This is a genomic window from Kineosporia babensis (assembly GCF_021129305.1).
In the GTDB taxonomy this organism is placed as follows: domain Bacteria; phylum Actinomycetota; class Actinomycetes; order Actinomycetales; family Kineosporiaceae; genus Kineosporia; species Kineosporia babensis.
This window is the reverse complement of the sequence record NZ_JAJOMB010000011.1, coordinates 43575-60048: the sequence shown is the minus strand read 5'-3', so window position 1 is coordinate 60048 and position 16474 is coordinate 43575. Positions and strand designations below refer to the sequence as shown.

The 16474-nt window shown below is 69.4% G+C and carries 16 protein-coding genes; 5 read left to right on the top strand and 11 right to left on the bottom strand.

Annotation, left to right across the window (positions count from 1 at the left end):
• Nucleotides 1–41: 41 nt before the first annotated feature.
• The 6 genes from LR394_RS20425 to LR394_RS20400 all read right to left on the bottom strand — a co-directional run bounded on the left by LR394_RS20425 (nt 42) and on the right by LR394_RS20400 (nt 5501).
• Nucleotides 42–377: a hypothetical protein gene (locus LR394_RS20425; RefSeq protein WP_231444324.1), complete on the bottom strand. Its 336-nt coding sequence runs from the start codon at nt 375–377 to the stop codon at nt 42–44.
• A gap of 228 nt (nt 378–605) precedes the next feature.
• Nucleotides 606–2828: an NADP-dependent isocitrate dehydrogenase gene (locus LR394_RS20420; RefSeq protein ID WP_231444322.1), complete on the bottom strand. Its 2223-nt coding sequence runs from the start codon at nt 2826–2828 to the stop codon at nt 606–608.
• Nucleotides 2829–2934: 106 nt separating this feature from the next.
• On the bottom strand, nt 2935–3930 hold the full coding sequence (locus tag LR394_RS20415) for a GGDEF domain-containing protein (RefSeq protein ID WP_231444320.1): 996 nt from the start codon (nt 3928–3930) through the stop codon (nt 2935–2937).
• Between the two features lie 73 nt (nt 3931–4003).
• Entirely contained in the window at nt 4004–4342 is a 339-nt protein-coding gene (locus tag LR394_RS20410; protein ID WP_231444318.1) for a GntR family transcriptional regulator, read from the bottom strand.
• Between the two features lie 3 nt (nt 4343–4345).
• Complete coding sequence (gene idi / locus LR394_RS20405) at nt 4346–4909, bottom strand: isopentenyl-diphosphate Delta-isomerase (protein ID WP_231444316.1); 564 nt, start codon at nt 4907–4909, stop codon at nt 4346–4348.
• A gap of 55 nt (nt 4910–4964) precedes the next feature.
• The gene (locus LR394_RS20400) at nt 4965–5501 is read right to left on the bottom strand and encodes a MarR family winged helix-turn-helix transcriptional regulator (RefSeq protein WP_231444314.1); all 537 of its coding nucleotides are present in this window, start codon (nt 5499–5501) and stop codon (nt 4965–4967) included.
• 91 nt (nt 5502–5592) lie between these two features.
• On the opposite strand from LR394_RS20400, the gene LR394_RS20395 reads away from it, so the two are divergent.
• Entirely contained in the window at nt 5593–6777 is a 1185-nt protein-coding gene (locus LR394_RS20395) for an FAD-dependent monooxygenase (RefSeq protein WP_231444312.1), read from the top strand.
• Here the strand turns inward: LR394_RS20395 and LR394_RS20390 are convergent.
• Entirely contained in the window at nt 6774–7694 is a 921-nt protein-coding gene (locus tag LR394_RS20390; protein WP_231444310.1) for a hypothetical protein, read from the bottom strand. The two genes, LR394_RS20395 and LR394_RS20390, sit on opposite strands and share 4 nt — an antisense overlap.
• A 118-nt stretch (nt 7695–7812) precedes the next feature.
• The gene (locus LR394_RS20385) at nt 7813–8526 is read right to left on the bottom strand and encodes a Crp/Fnr family transcriptional regulator (RefSeq protein ID WP_231444308.1); all 714 of its coding nucleotides are present in this window, start codon (nt 8524–8526) and stop codon (nt 7813–7815) included.
• Between the two features lie 208 nt (nt 8527–8734).
• Here LR394_RS20385 and LR394_RS20380 point away from each other — a divergent pair, with 208 nt between their 5' ends.
• Nucleotides 8735–9346: a hypothetical protein gene (locus tag LR394_RS20380; RefSeq protein WP_231444306.1), complete on the top strand. Its 612-nt coding sequence runs from the start codon at nt 8735–8737 to the stop codon at nt 9344–9346.
• A gap of 265 nt (nt 9347–9611) precedes the next feature.
• Here LR394_RS20380 and LR394_RS20375 read toward each other — a convergent pair whose 3' ends face one another.
• The gene (locus LR394_RS20375) at nt 9612–11876 is read right to left on the bottom strand and encodes a transglycosylase domain-containing protein (protein ID WP_231444304.1); all 2265 of its coding nucleotides are present in this window, start codon (nt 11874–11876) and stop codon (nt 9612–9614) included.
• Nucleotides 11877–12202: 326 nt separating this feature from the next.
• On the opposite strand from LR394_RS20375, the gene LR394_RS20370 reads away from it, so the two are divergent.
• Entirely contained in the window at nt 12203–13810 is a 1608-nt protein-coding gene (locus LR394_RS20370) for a GGDEF domain-containing protein (protein ID WP_231444302.1), read from the top strand.
• Here LR394_RS20370 and LR394_RS43075 read toward each other — a convergent pair.
• Nucleotides 13807–14256, bottom strand: a complete 450-nt coding sequence (locus LR394_RS43075) for an Lrp/AsnC family transcriptional regulator (RefSeq protein WP_231444300.1) — start codon at nt 14254–14256, stop codon at nt 13807–13809. The two genes, LR394_RS20370 and LR394_RS43075, sit on opposite strands and share 4 nt — an antisense overlap.
• A gap of 156 nt (nt 14257–14412) precedes the next feature.
• Here LR394_RS43075 and LR394_RS20360 point away from each other — a divergent pair, with 156 nt between their 5' ends.
• Together LR394_RS20360 and LR394_RS20355 are read left to right on the top strand one after the other, a co-directional pair.
• Entirely contained in the window at nt 14413–15594 is a 1182-nt protein-coding gene (locus LR394_RS20360; RefSeq protein ID WP_231444298.1) for an MFS transporter, read from the top strand.
• 10 nt (nt 15595–15604) lie between these two features.
• Nucleotides 15605–15898, top strand: a complete 294-nt coding sequence (locus LR394_RS20355; RefSeq protein ID WP_231444296.1) for a DUF3253 domain-containing protein — start codon at nt 15605–15607, stop codon at nt 15896–15898.
• Here LR394_RS20355 and LR394_RS20350 read toward each other — a convergent pair.
• On the bottom strand, nt 15867–16406 hold the full coding sequence (locus LR394_RS20350; protein ID WP_231444294.1) for a hypothetical protein: 540 nt from the start codon (nt 16404–16406) through the stop codon (nt 15867–15869). The two genes, LR394_RS20355 and LR394_RS20350, sit on opposite strands and share 32 nt — an antisense overlap.
• Nucleotides 16407–16474 lie beyond the last annotated feature (68 nt).

Sequence of the window (16474 nt, the reverse complement as noted above, 5' to 3'; positions counted from 1 at the left end):
CGTTCTTTGGCCTCGCGATCGATCGGGTCGGAATCTGCCGATCAGGGCGGGGTCTGGTGCAGTTGCTTGGCGGGCAGCCAGGTGTCGGTGACGGTGAGGCCCTCGACGTTGGAGAAGCAGAGGACGACTCGTCCCCACCAGCCGTCCCGCTCGCGCCTCCAGTCGAGCAGGAGTCCGGCCTGCGGGGTTCCCGAGCCGTTGGGGTCGGTGACCCAGCAGTGCTGGCCGGCCTGGGCCCGGACCCGGGCCTGGGCGCGCTTGCGGTCTTCGGGGCGAGGGCCGCCGGGCCAGGGGATCGGATCCTTGGTCACGTTGCGAAGAGCGTGGATCTGCCGGGGTGGCTCCATCGGCGGGCTGGGGTCCTTCTGCTCTTCCACGTCTTCAGGGTGCCACACAAATTCGCACAGGTGTTCGACCGGCAGCGTTGTCGAAAAGGGCGAAAACGCTGAAACGCTAGGGATTCCGGCAGGCGGAATTGGTGAGCCAACTGACCGAAGGCGCGTCGGACGTCCGTTGCTTGATGCTCTTCGAGAACTTCCTGGGACGAACTGGGACGAAGAAAAGCCCGTACCCCCGATCGGGGGTACGGGCTTCACTCAGAAGGGTCAGCCGAGCGAGGACAAAGCCTTGTTCAGCGTGGCCGACGGGCGCATGACCGCTTCCGCCTTGGCCGGGTCGGGCCGGTAGTAGCCACCGATGTCGGCCGGAGCACCCTGCACGGCCAGCAGTTCGGCCAGGATGGTCTCCTCCTGCTCGGCCAGGGTGGTGGCGAGCGCGGTGAACTGCCCGGCGAGCTCGGCGTCCGCGGTCTGCTGAGCCAGCTCCTGAGCCCAGTACAGGCCCAGGTAGAAGTGGCTGCCGCGGTTGTCGATCTCGCCGGCCTTACGGCTGGGCGACTTGTTCTCGTTCAGGAACGTGCCGGTGGCCCGGTCCAGCGTGTCGGCCAGGACCTGGGCCCGGGCGTTGCCGGTGGACTGCGCCAGCTGCTCGAAACTGACGGCCAGGGCCAGGAACTCGCCCAGGCTGTCCCAGCGCAGGTGGTTCTCGCGCAGCACCTGCTGCACGTGCTTGGGGGCCGAGCCGCCCGCACCGGTCTCGAACAGGCCGCCACCGTTGATCAGCGGCACCACCGACAGCATCTTCGCGCTGGTGCCCAGCTCGAGGATGGGGAACAGGTCGGTGAGGTAGTCGCGCAGCACGTTGCCGGTGACCGAGATGGTGTCCTCGCCGCGGCGGATCCGCTCCAGCGAGTAGGCCGTGGCCTCCACCGGGGACATGATCTTGATGGTCAGCCCGTCGGTGTCGTGCTCGGGCAGGTACTGCTCGACCTTGGCGATCAGGTTGGCGTCGTGCGCCCGGGCGGCGTCCAGCCAGAACACGGCCGGGTCGCCGGTGGCCCGGGCCCGTCGGACGGCCAGCTTGACCCAGTCCCGGATCGGCACGTCCTTGGTCTGGCAGGCCCGCCAGATGTCACCCGGGGAGACCTCGTGCTCCAGCAGCACGCTGCCGTCGGACGAGACCACGCGCACGGTGCCGGCCTCGGCGATCTCGAAGGTCTTGTCGTGGCTGCCGTACTCCTCGGCCTTCTGCGCCATCAGGCCCACGTTCGGCACCGAGCCGATGGTGGCCGGGTCGAGTGCGCCGTTGGCCCGGCAGTCGTCGATGACCGTCTGGTACACGCCGGAGTAGCTGCTGTCCGGCAGCACCGCCAGGGTGTCGGCCTCGTTGCCGTCCGGGCCCCACATGTGGCCGGAGGTGCGGATCATCGCCGGCATCGAGGCGTCGACGATGACGTCGCTGGGCACGTGCAGGTTGGTGATCCCGCGGTCGGAGTCGACCATGGCCAGGGCCGGGCCCTCGGCGAGCTCGGCGTCGAAGGAGGCCTTGATCGCCTCGCCCTCGGGCAGCGCGGACAGACCGGCCAGGATCGCGCCCAGCCCGTCGTTCGGGGTCAGCCCGGCCGCGGCCAGGGTGTCGCCGTACTGCTGGAAGGTCCTGGGGAAGAACGCGCGCACGGCGTGACCGAAGACGATCGGGTCGGAGACCTTCATCATCGTGGCCTTGAGGTGCAGGCTGAACAGCACGCCCTCGTCCTTGGCCCGGGCGATCTGGGCGCTCAGGAACTGGCGCAGCGCGGCCACGTCCAGCCGGGTGGCGTCGATCACCTCACCGGCCAGCACCGGTACCGACTCGCGCAGCGTCGCGGTGACCCCGTCGGTGCCCACGAACTCGATCCGCAGCGTGTCGTCCTGGCCGATCACCACGGACTTCTCGCTGGTGCGGAAGTCGCCGGCGCTCATCGTGGCGACGTTGGTCTTCGAGTCGGCCGACCAGGCACCCATCCGGTGCGGGTGCTTGCGGGCGTAGTTCTTCACCGAGGCCGGCGCGCGCCGGTCGGAGTTGCCCTCGCGCAGCACCGGGTTGACGGCGCTGCCCTTGACCTTGTCGTAGCGGGCGCGGGCGTCGCGCTCGGCGTCGGTCGAGGGGCTGTCCGGGTAGTCCGGCAGGTCGAAGCCCTGCTCGCGCAGCTCGGCGACGGCCGCCTTGAGCTGCGGGATCGACGCGGAGATGTTCGGCAGCTTGACGATGTTCGCCTCGGGGCGCTTGGCCAGCTCACCGAGCTCGGCCAGCGCGTCGTCGAGCTGCTGCCCCGCGGGCAGCCGGTCGGCGAACGCGGCGATGATCCGGCCCGAGAGCGAGATGTCCCGGGTCTCGATGGTGACACCCGCGGTCGAGGCGTACGCCTGCACGATCGGCAGCAGCGAGTACGTTGCCAGTGCCGGGGCCTCGTCGGTGTGGGTGTAGATGATGGTAGAAGCGTCCGCCAACGCTGGCTCTCCGTCCCTAGCAGGTACTGGTCGAACCTGAGCCTATGCCGTGGGCCAGGAGGTGGGTTAAGTGGTGGACGTGCCGTGGGTCGCACTCAGGAGTGTTCTATGGCTCAGGGGGCGTGACCGGGGTCATGTCGGCCCGCCAGGTCTGCACCTGGCCTCGCCCGCGGCGTTTGGCCACCTTGAGCGCCACCTCGGCCCGCAGCATCAGTGAGTGCAGGTCGGCGTCCGCACCGAGAGACACCACCCCGATCGAGGCCCCGGTGGAGATCTCGGCGGTGTCGCCGACGGTGAGGGTGGAGACCGCGAAGACGATCCGGTCGGCGATCCGCTCGGCCGCGGCCTGGTCGATGCCGAGCAGCAGCACGGCGAAGTCGTCGCTGCCCAGGCGGGCCACCACGTCGCTGCCCCGGACGATCTCGCGCAGGATGTCGGCCACCCGGCGCAGCACGTCGTCGCCGGTCTCGTGCCCGCAGGCCTCGTTCAGCGCGGTGAAGTCGTCCAGGTCGATCAGCAGCAGGGTGGCCTCACCGGCGCCGGGCTGTTCCAGGTGCTCGTCGAGTACCTCGGTGAACGCCTGCTGACTGGCCAGCCGGGTGAGGTCGTCGGTGGCCGCGTTCTGGCTGGCCTCGTCGTGCACCAGGCTGGTGCGGTAGGCCAGCATCACCTGGTTCAGGATGCTGCGGGCGGTCAGCAGCACCTCCATGTCGAGCTGCTCCGGGTGCCCCAGCGCCATCGTCACCTCGGGCGCCACCTGCGGGTAGGTGATCATGTGCCAGATGCAGGAGGTGCCCACCGCCTGGTCGAGGATGTCGTGGACCAGGGGGACGTTGGCGTCGAGCTGGTTGGTCCCGTCGGGGAAGACGATGGCCGAGGGGCGGTCGGTGAAGGGGCCCAGCCAGGGCCCGAGCCCGAAGCCGTCGGCGGTCAGGGCCAGGCGCACGGCGAGCAGGCCGGGGGTCTCGTTGACCAGGTCCCGGATCGCGTTCCAGCCGGTGGCCCGGATGTGCGAGGCATCGGTGCCGGGGGCGTCGAGCAGCTCCGCGCCGATCCGGCAGACCAGCATCGCGCGGCGCGCGCCGGCCATCCCTGCGTTCATCGACCATCCCCCCTTGGGGAGGAGCATCGGCCGGCCGGGGCAAGATCCTTAGCAGTGCACTGCGGGTGCCGGTCTAAGGCATGGGCCCGCGCAGTGTTACTCCTCCGGTGCCTGGCTGCCCCGGCTCGGCGGGCTTTCCGTGCCAGGCCTGCAGCAGCGTCTCGACCTGCTGGTACACCTGGTCCCAATCGGTGTCCGGGGCTTCCCCGGCCACCACGAAACCACCGTCGGCGAGTTGCTCGGCCCAGCCCTCCCGGACCAGCCGGCGCAGCGCATCGCGGGCCGTGCGGATCGGGTAACCCTCATGCTCCAGATCGGGCAGCGACGGCAGCGGGGCCCCGGGCGGGTAGTGCCCGGCCTGGATCCGGGCCGCCAGGTGGTCGGCGAGCAGCAGGTGCAGCGAGACCGGCATGATCTACAGGTGCAGTTCCGGGCCGATGGCCTGGGCCTGGAGCACCAGCCAGGGACTGAAGGCGAACGGGGTCCGGCGCACCGCCTCGTACACGTCCGGCCAGGCCACCCAGGCGTACTCGGCCACCTCGGCCGGATCCGGCTCGGGCACCGGAACGGGGTCGAGCACCGCGGCGTGCACCGGGCAGACCTCGTTCTCGACGATCCCGCCCGCATCCACCGCGCGGTAGCGGAAGTCCGGCAGCACCACGCTCAGCGCCTCGGCCGCCACCTTCACCCCGAGCTCTTCACCGACCCGGCGCGAGACTGCCTGGGCAATGTCCTCGTCCGGGCGCGGATGCCCGCAGCAGGTGTTGGTCCACACCCCCGGCCAGGTCTTCTTCGACAGCGCCCGGCGGGTCAGCAGCGTGCGGCCCTGGCTGTCCAGCAGATGGAACGAGAAGGCCAGATGCAGCGGGGTCTGGGTGTCGTGCACGGCCAGCCGGGCCGCCGTGCCCAGCGGGGCGGCGTTCTCGTCCAGGAGCACCACCAGGTCGGACTGCTGGTCGGTGACGATGATTCTGCCCATCTCTCGATCGCTGGTGAGGCCGTGCCGGTCAGCCGGCCGGTCGGAGCCACACTGATCAGAACATCTTTTTCGCTGATTCGGGTGCATCCTGCCACTCGGGCGTGCCCAGCTCCCGGTTGATCCGGTTCAGGGCGCCGGCCAGAACCTGCAGCGCGGCGGTCATTTCCATGATCGTCCGCGGGTCGATCCGGTCCAGGGCCTGATCGAGCAGGACCGACGGACGGGTGTAGAGGGCTTCGGTCCGGGTCCGGGCCAGCTCGGTGCTGCGCAGGCTGACCTGACGGCGATCGGTGTGCTCCCGGCTGCGCACCACGTACCCGGCCTTCTCCAGGCGGTTGACCAGGGCGTTGGTGGCGCCGGAGGTGAGCGCGACCCGTTCGGCCAGCCGGGCGGGGGAGAGTGGTTCGCCCCCGCGCTCGGCCACCAGCACCTCCACCAGGGCGTTGGCGTCGGTGGTGTGCAGGTTCAGGTGCCGGGCGCTGTGCCGGGCCAGTTCGGCGAATTCGGCTGCGTAGCTGCGCAGCCCCTCCAGCAGGTCCAGCCGGGGGCCGGGTTGCAGGACCGGCGGGAACGGCCGCAACTCCTCGCTCATGCCCACCAAGTTACTTCACCGGATGCATTGCTTCACGATTGAGGTAACTTCACCATGAAGTTTTCTTCGGAGCGAAGTGAAGGTGGATCGCATGAAGGTGCTGGTGACCGGAGGAAGCATCGCGGGCCCGGCGGCGGCCTGGGCTCTACATCGGGCCGGATTCGCCCCGACCCTGCTGGAACGGGCATCGCGCCGACGTACGGCGGGGCAGAACATCGACATCCGCGACGCCGGGCACGAGGTGATCGATGCCATGGGCCTGCGCGAAGCGGTGCTGGCGGCGCGCACCGGTGAAGTGGGCACCCGCTTCGTGGACAGCACCGGCCGCCCCTACAGCGAGTACCCGGCCCAGGCCGGCCACGACGGTCCCACCGCCGAGCTGGAGATTCTGCGGGGTGATCTGGCCGAGCTGCTGCTGTCGCTGACCAAGGACGAGCTCCCGCACCGCTACGGCGATCACATCACCGCTGTGGAGCAGGACGAGCAGGGTGTGGACGTGACGCTGGCCGGCGGTGCGCAGGAGCGTTACGACTTGCTGGTGATCGCCGAGGGTCGTCGTTCGGCCACCCGGGAAATGGTTTTCGGTGGGCAGGTCGCCTGGCGGGATCTGGGCGAGTACGTGGCCTACGGCACGATCGAGCGCACGCCGCAGGACGACGACTGGTGGAAGTGGATGACCACCACCGGCAGCCGGATGGTCTCCCTGCGCCCCGATTCGCACGGCACGATCCGCGCCAACCTGGCCTTCATGTCCCCGGCCATCGGCCTGGAGACCTTGCCCTTCGACGCCCAGATGCACGTGCTGCGAGAGCGTTACGCCGATGTCGGCTGGGAGGCCGGGCGGGTGCTGGACGGCTTCGCGGCCCGGCCCGAGGAGTTCTACCTCGAGCGGTTCACCCAGGTGCGGCTACCGGCTTACACCAATGGACGAGTGGTGCTGCTGGGCGATGCGGCCTGGGCTTCGGGGCCCTCGGGTATGGGCACGACCCTGGCTCTGGTCGGGGCGTACGTACTGGCCGGTGAACTCGCTCGAAGCTGCGGGAACAGCTACTTGGCCGAGGCTTTCGGTGGCTACGAGCGGGTGATGCGGCCCTACGCCGAGAAGGTCCAGGCATTCCCGCCGGGCGTCCCGCGCATCATCTTTCCCAAATCCCGGGCCGGTCTGCGGGTTCTGGAGTCCGCCCACCGGATTGCCGCCACCGCCCCGATGAAGCGCCTGGCCGAGCGGCTCCTGATCTCCAACGCGGGCGCGTTGCCGCACCTGCCGCAGTACTAGGGTCGTCCCGTTTTTCCAGCGTCTTTCAGTGTGGTCAGGTCGCACAATCCACCAAAACCAGCGTTGAGACGGGGGTCCTGGGTGAGTGCCGGCCAGGCCTTGGCGATCTGGGCCAGCGAGCGCACGATCCGCGCATCGCTGGGGTCCGGGCGACTCAGTTCGGCGCTGAGCATTTCCAGCGGGTAGAGCAGCCCGTCGTCGCCCGACTGCCGGGCCACCCGTCCCGCATCGGCCAGCAAGGTGCCCCGAGCGTCCATTGCTGATTGTTCTGGTTCGGCCGGCCCGGCGGGCAGCGTGATCACCGGTGGTGGGCTGCCCGCCAGCCCGGGCGGCGTGCTCTGGCCCGGCACGTTGATCCAGGCCGGGGTGCCCGGCGCCTTCTTCAGATCGACCGTCACACAGGCCCATTCGTCGGGCTTGACCGCACGGTCACCGGGCCGGATCACGGTGCGGTAGAAGTCGTCGGAGGCGATCACCGCCAGCGGGGTTGGTGCGGCCGCGGTCAGCACGGTCCGCAGTAGTTCGGCATCCACCAGCCGGCAGGCCGTGTTGGTGGCCTGCCCGGGGAAGCCGCTCTCGTCCGCCGTGGCCATGCCGTGGTGCAGCGCCACCCGGAACCGGATCTCGTGCTCGGCGCTGTAGATGCTGCGGGCCTCGATCAGTCCCTCGTGCAGCCGGTCGACGAATCCGCTGACGATCCGGATCGGCTGCACCTGGGTGGGGAAGAACAGGATCATCCCGTCGCCCTCGTCCTTCACTCCCAGCTCGTCCCACTCGAAGTAGGTGTCCCGCACCGCGGTCCGGACCAGCCGGTGCATGGCCTCGCGCAGCAGGAACTGCAGCGGATTGCTGCGGGCGCTGAAGTTCTCGATGTCCAGCACCACGATCCAGTAGTGGGCAGCGCTCGGCGTGGTCACAGGGCCTCCGGACGGTTTCGGTTGCTGATTGCGGACGCGGACAGGATCGGGCTTGCTCGGATCTACCAGCTCAGGCTCGTACCGGCTCAGACCTGGATGGGCTCAGACTTGGATGGGCTCAGACCTGGCCGGCGACCTGTTGCAGGCCTTCCAGGTCGCGGATGATCGGGCGGCGCCCGTCGGTCAGCACCAGCCCCTCCTCGCGCAGCCGGCGCAGACCCCGCTGGGCGGTGGCCTCGGCGACCCCGACCAGCGTGCCCAGCTCCACCTGGGTCAGGTTCACCCCGATCACCAGTTCCTTGGAGCGGGGCCGGTATCCGTGGTCCTCGGCCAGCTCGAGCAGCACCCGGGCCAGCCGCACGTGCGAGTCGAAGCCGGTGTAGTCGATCCGCCGTCGGGTGGCCGCCCGCAGCTTGGCCGAGACCGAGTTGGACAGCCACAACGCCACCGGGCCGTCCTTGGCCAGCAACTCCCGGAACGTCGGCCCGGGCAGGGTGAGCACGTCCAGTTCGCCTCGGGCGCAGGAACGTACCGAGGCCAGCCGGGGCTGGCCGTCCAGCGCCGCCAGCTCACCGACGATGTCCCCGGCCACCCGCACCGCCAGCAGCGCCTCGCCTCCGTCGGGCATCGCCGCGGTGATCTTGACCGCCGGGTTCAGCAGGATGTGTACCGAGGTGTCGCTCCCGCCCTCCTCGATCAGCAGCTCCCCGCTGCCGAACTGCTGGAACCGCCCTGCCCCGGTGAAGGTCTCGAGCTGCGAGGAGTTCAGGTTGGCCAGGAAGCTCCGCGGGGACCATTCGTGGCTGGAGGTGGTGATCAGGTTCTCGAGCATCATCGACATGGCAGCAGGCGCCCTCTGGCTGAAAGTCTGGTGCTTCTCGCGGCGAAACGAACTCTCCCGACAGATTAGATCGCCGGGCGGCCGCGTGCATGCACCACGACCGGATGAATGCGCCTGTCGCCGGGAGGACACAAGCCGCACTTGCCCTCAAACGATGGAACACGCCGGGCTCGGGGGACGGCTGAGCAACCCTGGGGTCATGGCAGTCATCGGTTGGGTCAACGGTTTTCGCCGATCTCGTCCGGACCGCGGAGTTTCGCTGCCCGAACGTGCAGACCCCGGAACGAGTGTCGGGTCAGCCGTTCGGCCAGGTGCTCAGTCGGGTGCCGAGCCGATCGACGGAACCGGCCCGCCGCTGGCCGCGTTGGCTTCGTTCCAGCGGATCACCGAACAGCTGGACGCCAAGGTGAGCACGTTGCTCACGGTGCATCTGTCGGTGATCGCCCTGCTGGCCGGGGGTTACAGCGCGGTGCTGCGCCCCCGCCCGGTCGGGCTGGTTCCAGTTCGGGTGTGGATCGCGAGCGCAGTGGTCCTGCTCGGGGTGAGTATGACCAGTTACGCGCTCCTTTCGGCATTCCGCCCGATCGTTGCGGCGTATGCCGAGTTCAACCACTGGGGTTGCGGGGCGGGTGGGCGGGTACGGCCCCTCGGGCGTCCCACAGCGCAGACATTGACGGACGAGGCGTGGCTGGCGGCCGAGGCAGTGGGCCGGATCGCTGCGGTCAAGAACCGGCGGGTGCAGCGGGCGGTGTCGTGGTTGTTGGTGACGGTACTGGCGGGCCTGGTCTGGTGGCTGCTCCTGCCGGTCTGAACGGCAGGGCGGATTGAGCCGGCCGGCCTGGCGGCGGTGCGGGCCGGGTTGATCGAGTCGGCCGGATCCCCGCAAATGATGGCTTGTGCGGGGATCCGGCGGGTGATCGCGCACCATGGACGTGCTGGGTGCGGCGAACCGTGGAGGGTGAGCCGGTGTGGTGGTGACACCGGGCGGTTCACCACCATCGCCGGGGCGGGCCACCCAGCCTCAGGCCCGCCGGCCGGACCGTCCAGAGCGCGGTCCGGCCGGCGGTGCCGTTCGGTCAGCGGCCCCCGCCGCCACCACCGTTGCCGCCACCACCGTTACCGCCGCCGTTGTTGCCCCCACCACCGGGGCGGGCGCCGTTACCGCGGCCGCCGCGGTCATCGTCCTTAGGCTCTTTCTTGGGCACCGGCTTCTGGCCGATCAGCGAGCCGTTCGCGCTGGGGAAGCCCTTGACCTTCTTGCCCTTGAGCGCCGACTCCATGATCTTCTTCCAGGTCGGCGCCGCGATCGTGCCGCCGTACACGTGCGAGCGCCACTGGCCGTTGATCCGCACGCCCTGCATGTACTTGCGCTTGCCGTCCACCAGTTCCGGGCCCACCCAGACCGAGGTGGACAGCTGCGGGGTGTAGCCGACGAACCAGGTGTCCTGCGAGTTGTTCGTGGTACCGGTCTTGCCCGAGGCGGGCTGGCCGCTGGAGAGCGGGCCGGTGCCGGAGGCGGTGCCGTTGGTCAGCGCCCGGCTCAGGCCCAGGGTGGCGGCGTGCGCCACGTCGGCCGGAACGGTCTGCTTGCAGCTGGTCTTGGGGATCTTGACCGCCTTGCCGTTGCGGTCCTTGATCGAGGTCACCGCGATCGGCTTGCAGTACTTACCGCCCGAGGCGAACGTGGCGTAGGCGTTGGCCATGGTCAGCGGGGACTGGTTGATCACGCCGAGGACCAGCGAGGGCACCGTGGTCGGGATCTCCTGGGTGTTCTCGCCGTTCACCTTGACCGGGGCGGCGCGGTGCATACCCAGCGCCTCGGCCATCTCGGCCACCTGGCACAGGTCGAGCTTCTGCTCCATCCGCACGTAGGCGCCGTTGACCGAGTTGGCGGTGGCGTCCCAGGCGGTCATCCCGCCCTTGCCGCCGCCGTCCCCGGCGTTGCTGAAGTTCCAGATCTCGCTGCTGCGCAGGTTGGACCCGCAGGCGCGGAACGAGCTGACCGGCAGGCTGCCCGGGCTGCCGTCGATGGTGTCGTTGAGCTTGCGGCCCGACTTCAGCCAGGCGGCCAGCACGACCGGCTTGAAGGTGGAGCCGGTCAGGAAGCCGGACGAGCCACCGTAGGCGTAGTCGGAGGAGTAGTTGACCGTGGTGTTCTGCCGGCCCTTCTCCACGCTGTAGTACTTGTTCTGGGTCATCGAGAGCACCTTGCCGGTGCCCGGTTCGACGGTGACCGCGGCGGTGGCCACCCGGCTGTCGTCGTCCGGCGGGATCGCCGACTTCACGGCCTTCCAGCTGGCCGAGAGCACCTTCGGGTCGAGCGTGGTCTTGATCGTGTAGCCGCCGCGCTTGATCGCGATCGCGCGCTCCTCGGCGGTCTCACCGAGGGCCTTGAAGTCCGGGCTCTTGGTCAGCACGTTGTACACGTAGTCGCAGAAGTAGGCCCGGGTGCCGGCGTTGGCGCAGCCCTGGTAGGTCGGGTGGATGTCGGCCCCGAGCTTGGCCTTCAGCGCCTTGTCGCGGGTCTCGGCGTCGATCATGTTCTGCTCGAACATCTTGCGCAGCACCGTGTTGCGCCGGGCGATCGCGGCCTCGTGCCGGTCCGGGTCGGAGATGTTGTAGCTCGGCGGCGACTGGATCATCCCGGCCAGCATGGCGGCCTGGGGCAGCGTCAGCTTCTTGGCCGAGGTGTTGAAGTAGTACCGGGCGGCCGCCTCGACCCCGTTGATCTGCCCGCCGAACCAGGAGATGTTCAGGTAGCCCTCGAGGATCTCCTGCTTGTTCTTGCGCTTCTCCAGCGCGGTGGCCAGCCGGATCTCCCGCAGCTTGCGCGAGTTGGTGCGCTCCTGCGCGGCCTCGAACCCCTCGGTGTCCCCGGCCAGGTAGGCCTCGGCCTTCAGCATGTTCTTGACCAGCTGCTGGGTCAGCGTGGAGGCACCCTGTGAGGCCTCACCCGAGACCTGGTTGGCCATCACCGCGCGCAGCAGGCCCTGCGGGTCCACCCCGCCGTGCTCGTAGAACCGCTCGTCCTCGATCGCCACGATCGCGGTCTGCATGAACGGCGAGATGTCCTCCAGCTTCACCGGCACGCGGTTCTCGTCGTAGAAGGTGGCGATCAGCGAGCCGTCGGCGGCCAGCACCTTGGTGTTGGTCGGCATCGGGGTGTCCACCATTTCGGTGGGTAACTCGTTGAACGCGTCGATCGTGGTGGTGGCGGCCATACCTGTCGCGCCGATCGCGGGGATGGCCAGACCGGCGGCGAGAACCCCGGCCACCAGACTCGTCACCACGAAGGCGCCGAGCAGACCCAGGAAGTTGAGCGGGCGAGACTTCGGCGGCATGTCCGCGACCCTAGTGCAGGCATTCTGCTCATCCATAACCAAAGGGCAACTGTATGAGGGCAAATCGCCTGTCGAGTCGCCCACATTGGTGCTGTGATGACGGTCCGGAAATGAATCGTCACGGTGTGCAGGCCCGAAAAGCTCAAAGTCGTTGTATCGGCCTCAAGAACACGACAAGAGCGCCTTGTTCGCAGCGTGAGTGAACGGACACGCGCCGGAGCAGAACATATCGGTGAATCCCTATCGCTTTCACCGCTCGGGCTGCAAGACTATGCAATCGTTGCGAAAGCTTCCTATGCAGACAAAGCGTTATCCGGAGGCGCTGGATGAAACAGGTGCGGCCTTCCCGCAGCACCGGCGCCCTGATGGTCCGCAGTCGCCCGAACTATCAGCCGAGCAGCCGTCCGGCCAACCCCGCCCCGCTGCTGGCCGAACTGGACGCCCTGCTGGCGCTGGTCACCTCCGAGCCCGCCCTGGCCGGCGAGCGCGCCCAGGATCTGCAGGCCCGGGCCGAGCGGCTGGGCGCGCACCAGGTGGTCGCCGGGGCCGTGCTCTGCCGGGCCGAGGCCTGCCAGCGCCGGGGCGAGATCGCCGCCGCGGTGACTCTGATCCGGCAGGCCTGCGACGGGTCCACGCCGTTGTCGGGCGGCAACCGGGTGCGGGCCTCGCTGCTGAAAGCCTTCGTCTACAACGATCTGGGCGACGAGCCCACCGCCCTGCAGCACATCATGGACGCGGTACTCGCCTTCTCCGACGAAGTGCCCCGGCTGCTGCGGGTCCGGGTGCTGAACAAGGCCGCCGACCTGCTGAACAAGCTCGGCGCCCTGGAGGACTCGCTGCTGTGGTACTCCCGCGCCGAGGAGCTGGCGGTCGGGGACCCGCCGGTGCACCTGATGGTGATCAACAACCGGGCCTACGGCGCGCTGCTGGACGGCCGGGTGGACGACGCGGTGGCCGGGGCCCAGCAACTGTCGGAGTTCAGCGCCCGCTACGGATACCCGCTGAACGCGGCCGGCCTGGACACCATCGCCCGGATCAACCTGCTGGCCGGTGATCCGCAGACGGCGGTCGAGATCGCCCAGCGCGCGGTCGAGGCGGCCCTGCCGGTCGACTTCCTGACCGCCGACGCCGGCCCGTACTACCTGATCACGCTGGCCGCCGCCCAGCGTTCGCTGGGCCGGCCGCAGGAGGCGCAGGCCACCCTGAACCAGGCCCAGAAGGCCTGCTCGGCCGAGGGGTACGCCCGGGTCAAGAACGAGATCCTCAAGGAACAGGCCGAGATCCTGGCCGCGCTGGGCGACTACCGCGGCGCTTATGAAACGTTGCAGGCGTTCAACGCCGCCGACCGGGAGCTGCTCTCGCGCACCCGTGAGGCGCAGGCCCGGATCCGCCAGACGCTGTTCGAGACCAAGGCTGCGCGGGAAGAGGCGGCCCGCTACCGCGAGGAGGCCCGGCGGGATCCGCTGACCGGCCTGCGCAACCGGCTCTACGTGCAGGAGCGGCTGACCGAACTGCTCACCGCCGGGCATCCGGGCCGGCTCAGCGTGGCCCTGGTCGACCTGGACCACTTCAAGTCGGTGAACGACGACTACTCGCACGAGGCCGGTGACCGGGTGCTGGAGGCGGTGGCCGGGCTGCTGGAGGCGGCGCTGCCGGGCGACGACGGCGGCTCGTTCGCGGCCCGGTTCGGCGGTGAGGAGTTCCTGCTGGTGCTGCTCACTCCCAACCGCGACCGGGCCCACCAGATCGTCGAGCAGTTGCGCCGCACCGTTCAGCAGCACGACTGGAGCTACGTCATTCCCGGCCGGGAGATCACCCTCAGCGCCGGACTGGCCACCCAGGCGCCGGGCGACACCTACGAAACCCTGCTCGCCCGGGCCGATCAGCACCTCTACAACGCCAAGTCCAGCGGCCGGAACCGGGTCAGCCCCTAGGTCAGGAGCTGGGCCATGCGCCGCGGGATCATCTCCCGCAGGACCAGACTGGTTGCCGTGCGCCGGATCCCGCGGCACTCCATGATCCGCTGGGTGATCCGGTACACGTCGTCGGCGTCGCGGGCCACGATCTCCAGCCACAGGTCGCTCTGGCCCGAGATGGCGGTGCACTCCACCACCTCCGGAATCTGCTCCAGCGCCTCGAACAACCCCTCGATCTTGGCCTGGTCCACCTCGGCGGTCACCAGCGCCCGCAACGGCCGGCCGACCGCGGAAGGGTGCAGCCGGGCCGAGACCGGCGCCAGGTCCCGGCCCTCGAACAGCTTGCTCAGGTGCGAGTGCGCGGTGCCGCGGGCGATGCTCAGGTGCTCGGCCACGTACTGCACGGTGGCCCGCGGAACACGGTCGAGAAGACGCAGGATGCGCCGGTCGATCGAGTCGATCACGCGAGGTCCTCCGGATGGTCGGGATGATCAATTGCACCGGTTGATGGCATGGTCAGTTGAACAGATCGACCACTTCGGCGGCAAAGTCTTGATCGTTGCGTCCGGGCTCCCGACACTGGCCTGCGCATCGCCACCACAGCGCAGGGAGCAGCAGAAGTGCCAGGTCGGGGCTCGGGGGTACTGGCGATCGCGGGGTTCTGCGTGGTCCTGGTCGGGGTGAACCTGCCCAACCCGCTGGTGCCGCTCTACACCGCGCACTACGGGCTCACCCCGCTGGCCCAGTCGGTGATGTTCAGCGTCTACCTGCTGGCCCTGGTGATCACTCTGCTGGCGGTGATGCTCAGCTCCCGGCCGCCTTCACCCCACCGAACGCTGGTTGCCGCGCTGGCTCTGTGCGCCGTCTCCGATCTGCTGATGATGCTCGGCGCCACCTCCTACGCCACCCTTCTGACCGGCCGGCTGGTTGCCGGAGTGAGCGTGGGCCTGGCCACCGGATCGGCCGCCACCCTGGCCCTGGCCGGTCTGGGCGAACGAGCCCGCACCACCGTCGCCTCGGGCGCTGTGATCGGTTCTCTGCTGGGCAATGTCGGCGGCGGGCTGTTCGGCTCCGTGCTGCCCGCGCCCCAGCTCACCGTCTTCGCCGCTCACCTCCTGATCACCCTGGGCGTTGGCGCGGCCGTGGTGCTGGCCGCGCGGCGTAGCTCCGCAACGGCGACCGAACCGCAGGCGCAACCCAGCACAGTGCCCGGCTACCTGCGCAGGCACCGCCGGGCCGGACTGGTTCTCGGCGCCATGGCCTGGAGCACCGCCGGCGTCGTCCTGGCCCTGGTCCCGGCCGCCCTGCGCGAGGTCCTGCCGGAGATCTCCTTGCTGGAGGCCGTTCTCCCGGGCGGGGTCTTCCTGGCCACGGCGTGGCTGGCGCAGCTGGCCTGCCGCCGCTACCTGCTCTGGCTGCGCGCCTGGCAGCTGTCGATCCCGCTGGTGACCGGCCTGGTGATGATCGCGGCGGCGTTGGAGGCCGGGGCGATCGGCTGGCTGCTCGTCGGCGCGGTGGTCTGCGGCCTGGGCCAAGGACCGGCCTACAGCCTGGGCCTGGCCACCGTTACCCACGGGCTCCGCGCAGGTCGCCAAGGTAGAGCTGCTTCAGCGTATGCGGCTGTTGCGTATGGAGTTTGCGGCGCCGTCACCACCGCCACCGGCGCCTACGCCCTGACCTCGGACGTGCCGTCGGCGATCGGCGGGCTGGCCCTGATCCTGGCAGCGGCCGGGCTGATCGCAGCCGCTTTCGCCGGCGCCCGGCAGCGTGTCCTCCCCAGCGGACAGGTCGTCCCTGCTTAAGAGTGGCTGGATGAGCCGGAACGACCAGCGCCTGGAGCAGACCATCCTGGACCTGCTCGCCGAACGTCAGGCGGGAGCCACGATCTGCCCGTCCGAAGTGGCCCGTGCCCTCGGCGGTGAGGAATGGCGTGAGCTGATGGAACCGGTCCGCGCCGCCGCCCGCCGACTCATCGAGACCGGCGACGTCGAGATCACCCAGGGCGGCCAAGCCGTCGACCCGGCTACCGCCCGCGGCCCGATCCGGATCCGCCGGGTCGAAGAAGCCGAAGAAGCTAAGCCACCGGACGGCCGGCCTCGAGCATGACCTTGACCAAAGCCTCGGTGAACGGGTCCGCCGGAATGGTGATCGGCCTGCCCTTGCGCGGCACCAGCCGATAGCGGTCGATCTCGCCGGTGAGGTCTCCGGTGTGATGCCGCACCAGCAACAGCGCCTCCACCTCGGCCCAGGGGTAGGTCTGGACCAGCCCGTTCTGCAGCACGAAACCGCCCTCCCACAGGTAATACGCGCGTCTGCCCCGAGCCAGGGCCAGCACCGCGACCAGCACCAGGAGAACCCCGAACGCCACCAGTCCGGTCTCGGCGATCCGCACCGCAGTGTCCAGCCGGCGCGACATCTCGCCTTCCCAGCCGTCTACGAACTGGCGCAGGATCCGATACGCGATCGCCGCGACGATCGCTGCCGACAGATAGCCACTGGCCCACACCACGGGATGCATGAAGCGCCGCACATGCAGCAGCCGGCCCAGGCCGTGGCGGCGGGCAGCCTCCTCGACCTTCGCCGGAACTTGATCCTCGGTTCTGAGTGCACGCAAGGTCCCCCGCCCCCTTTGTCGCCCTTTGGCATGGTAAGGCGCGGCTTGAAGAGGGGAGGGCGCTTGCC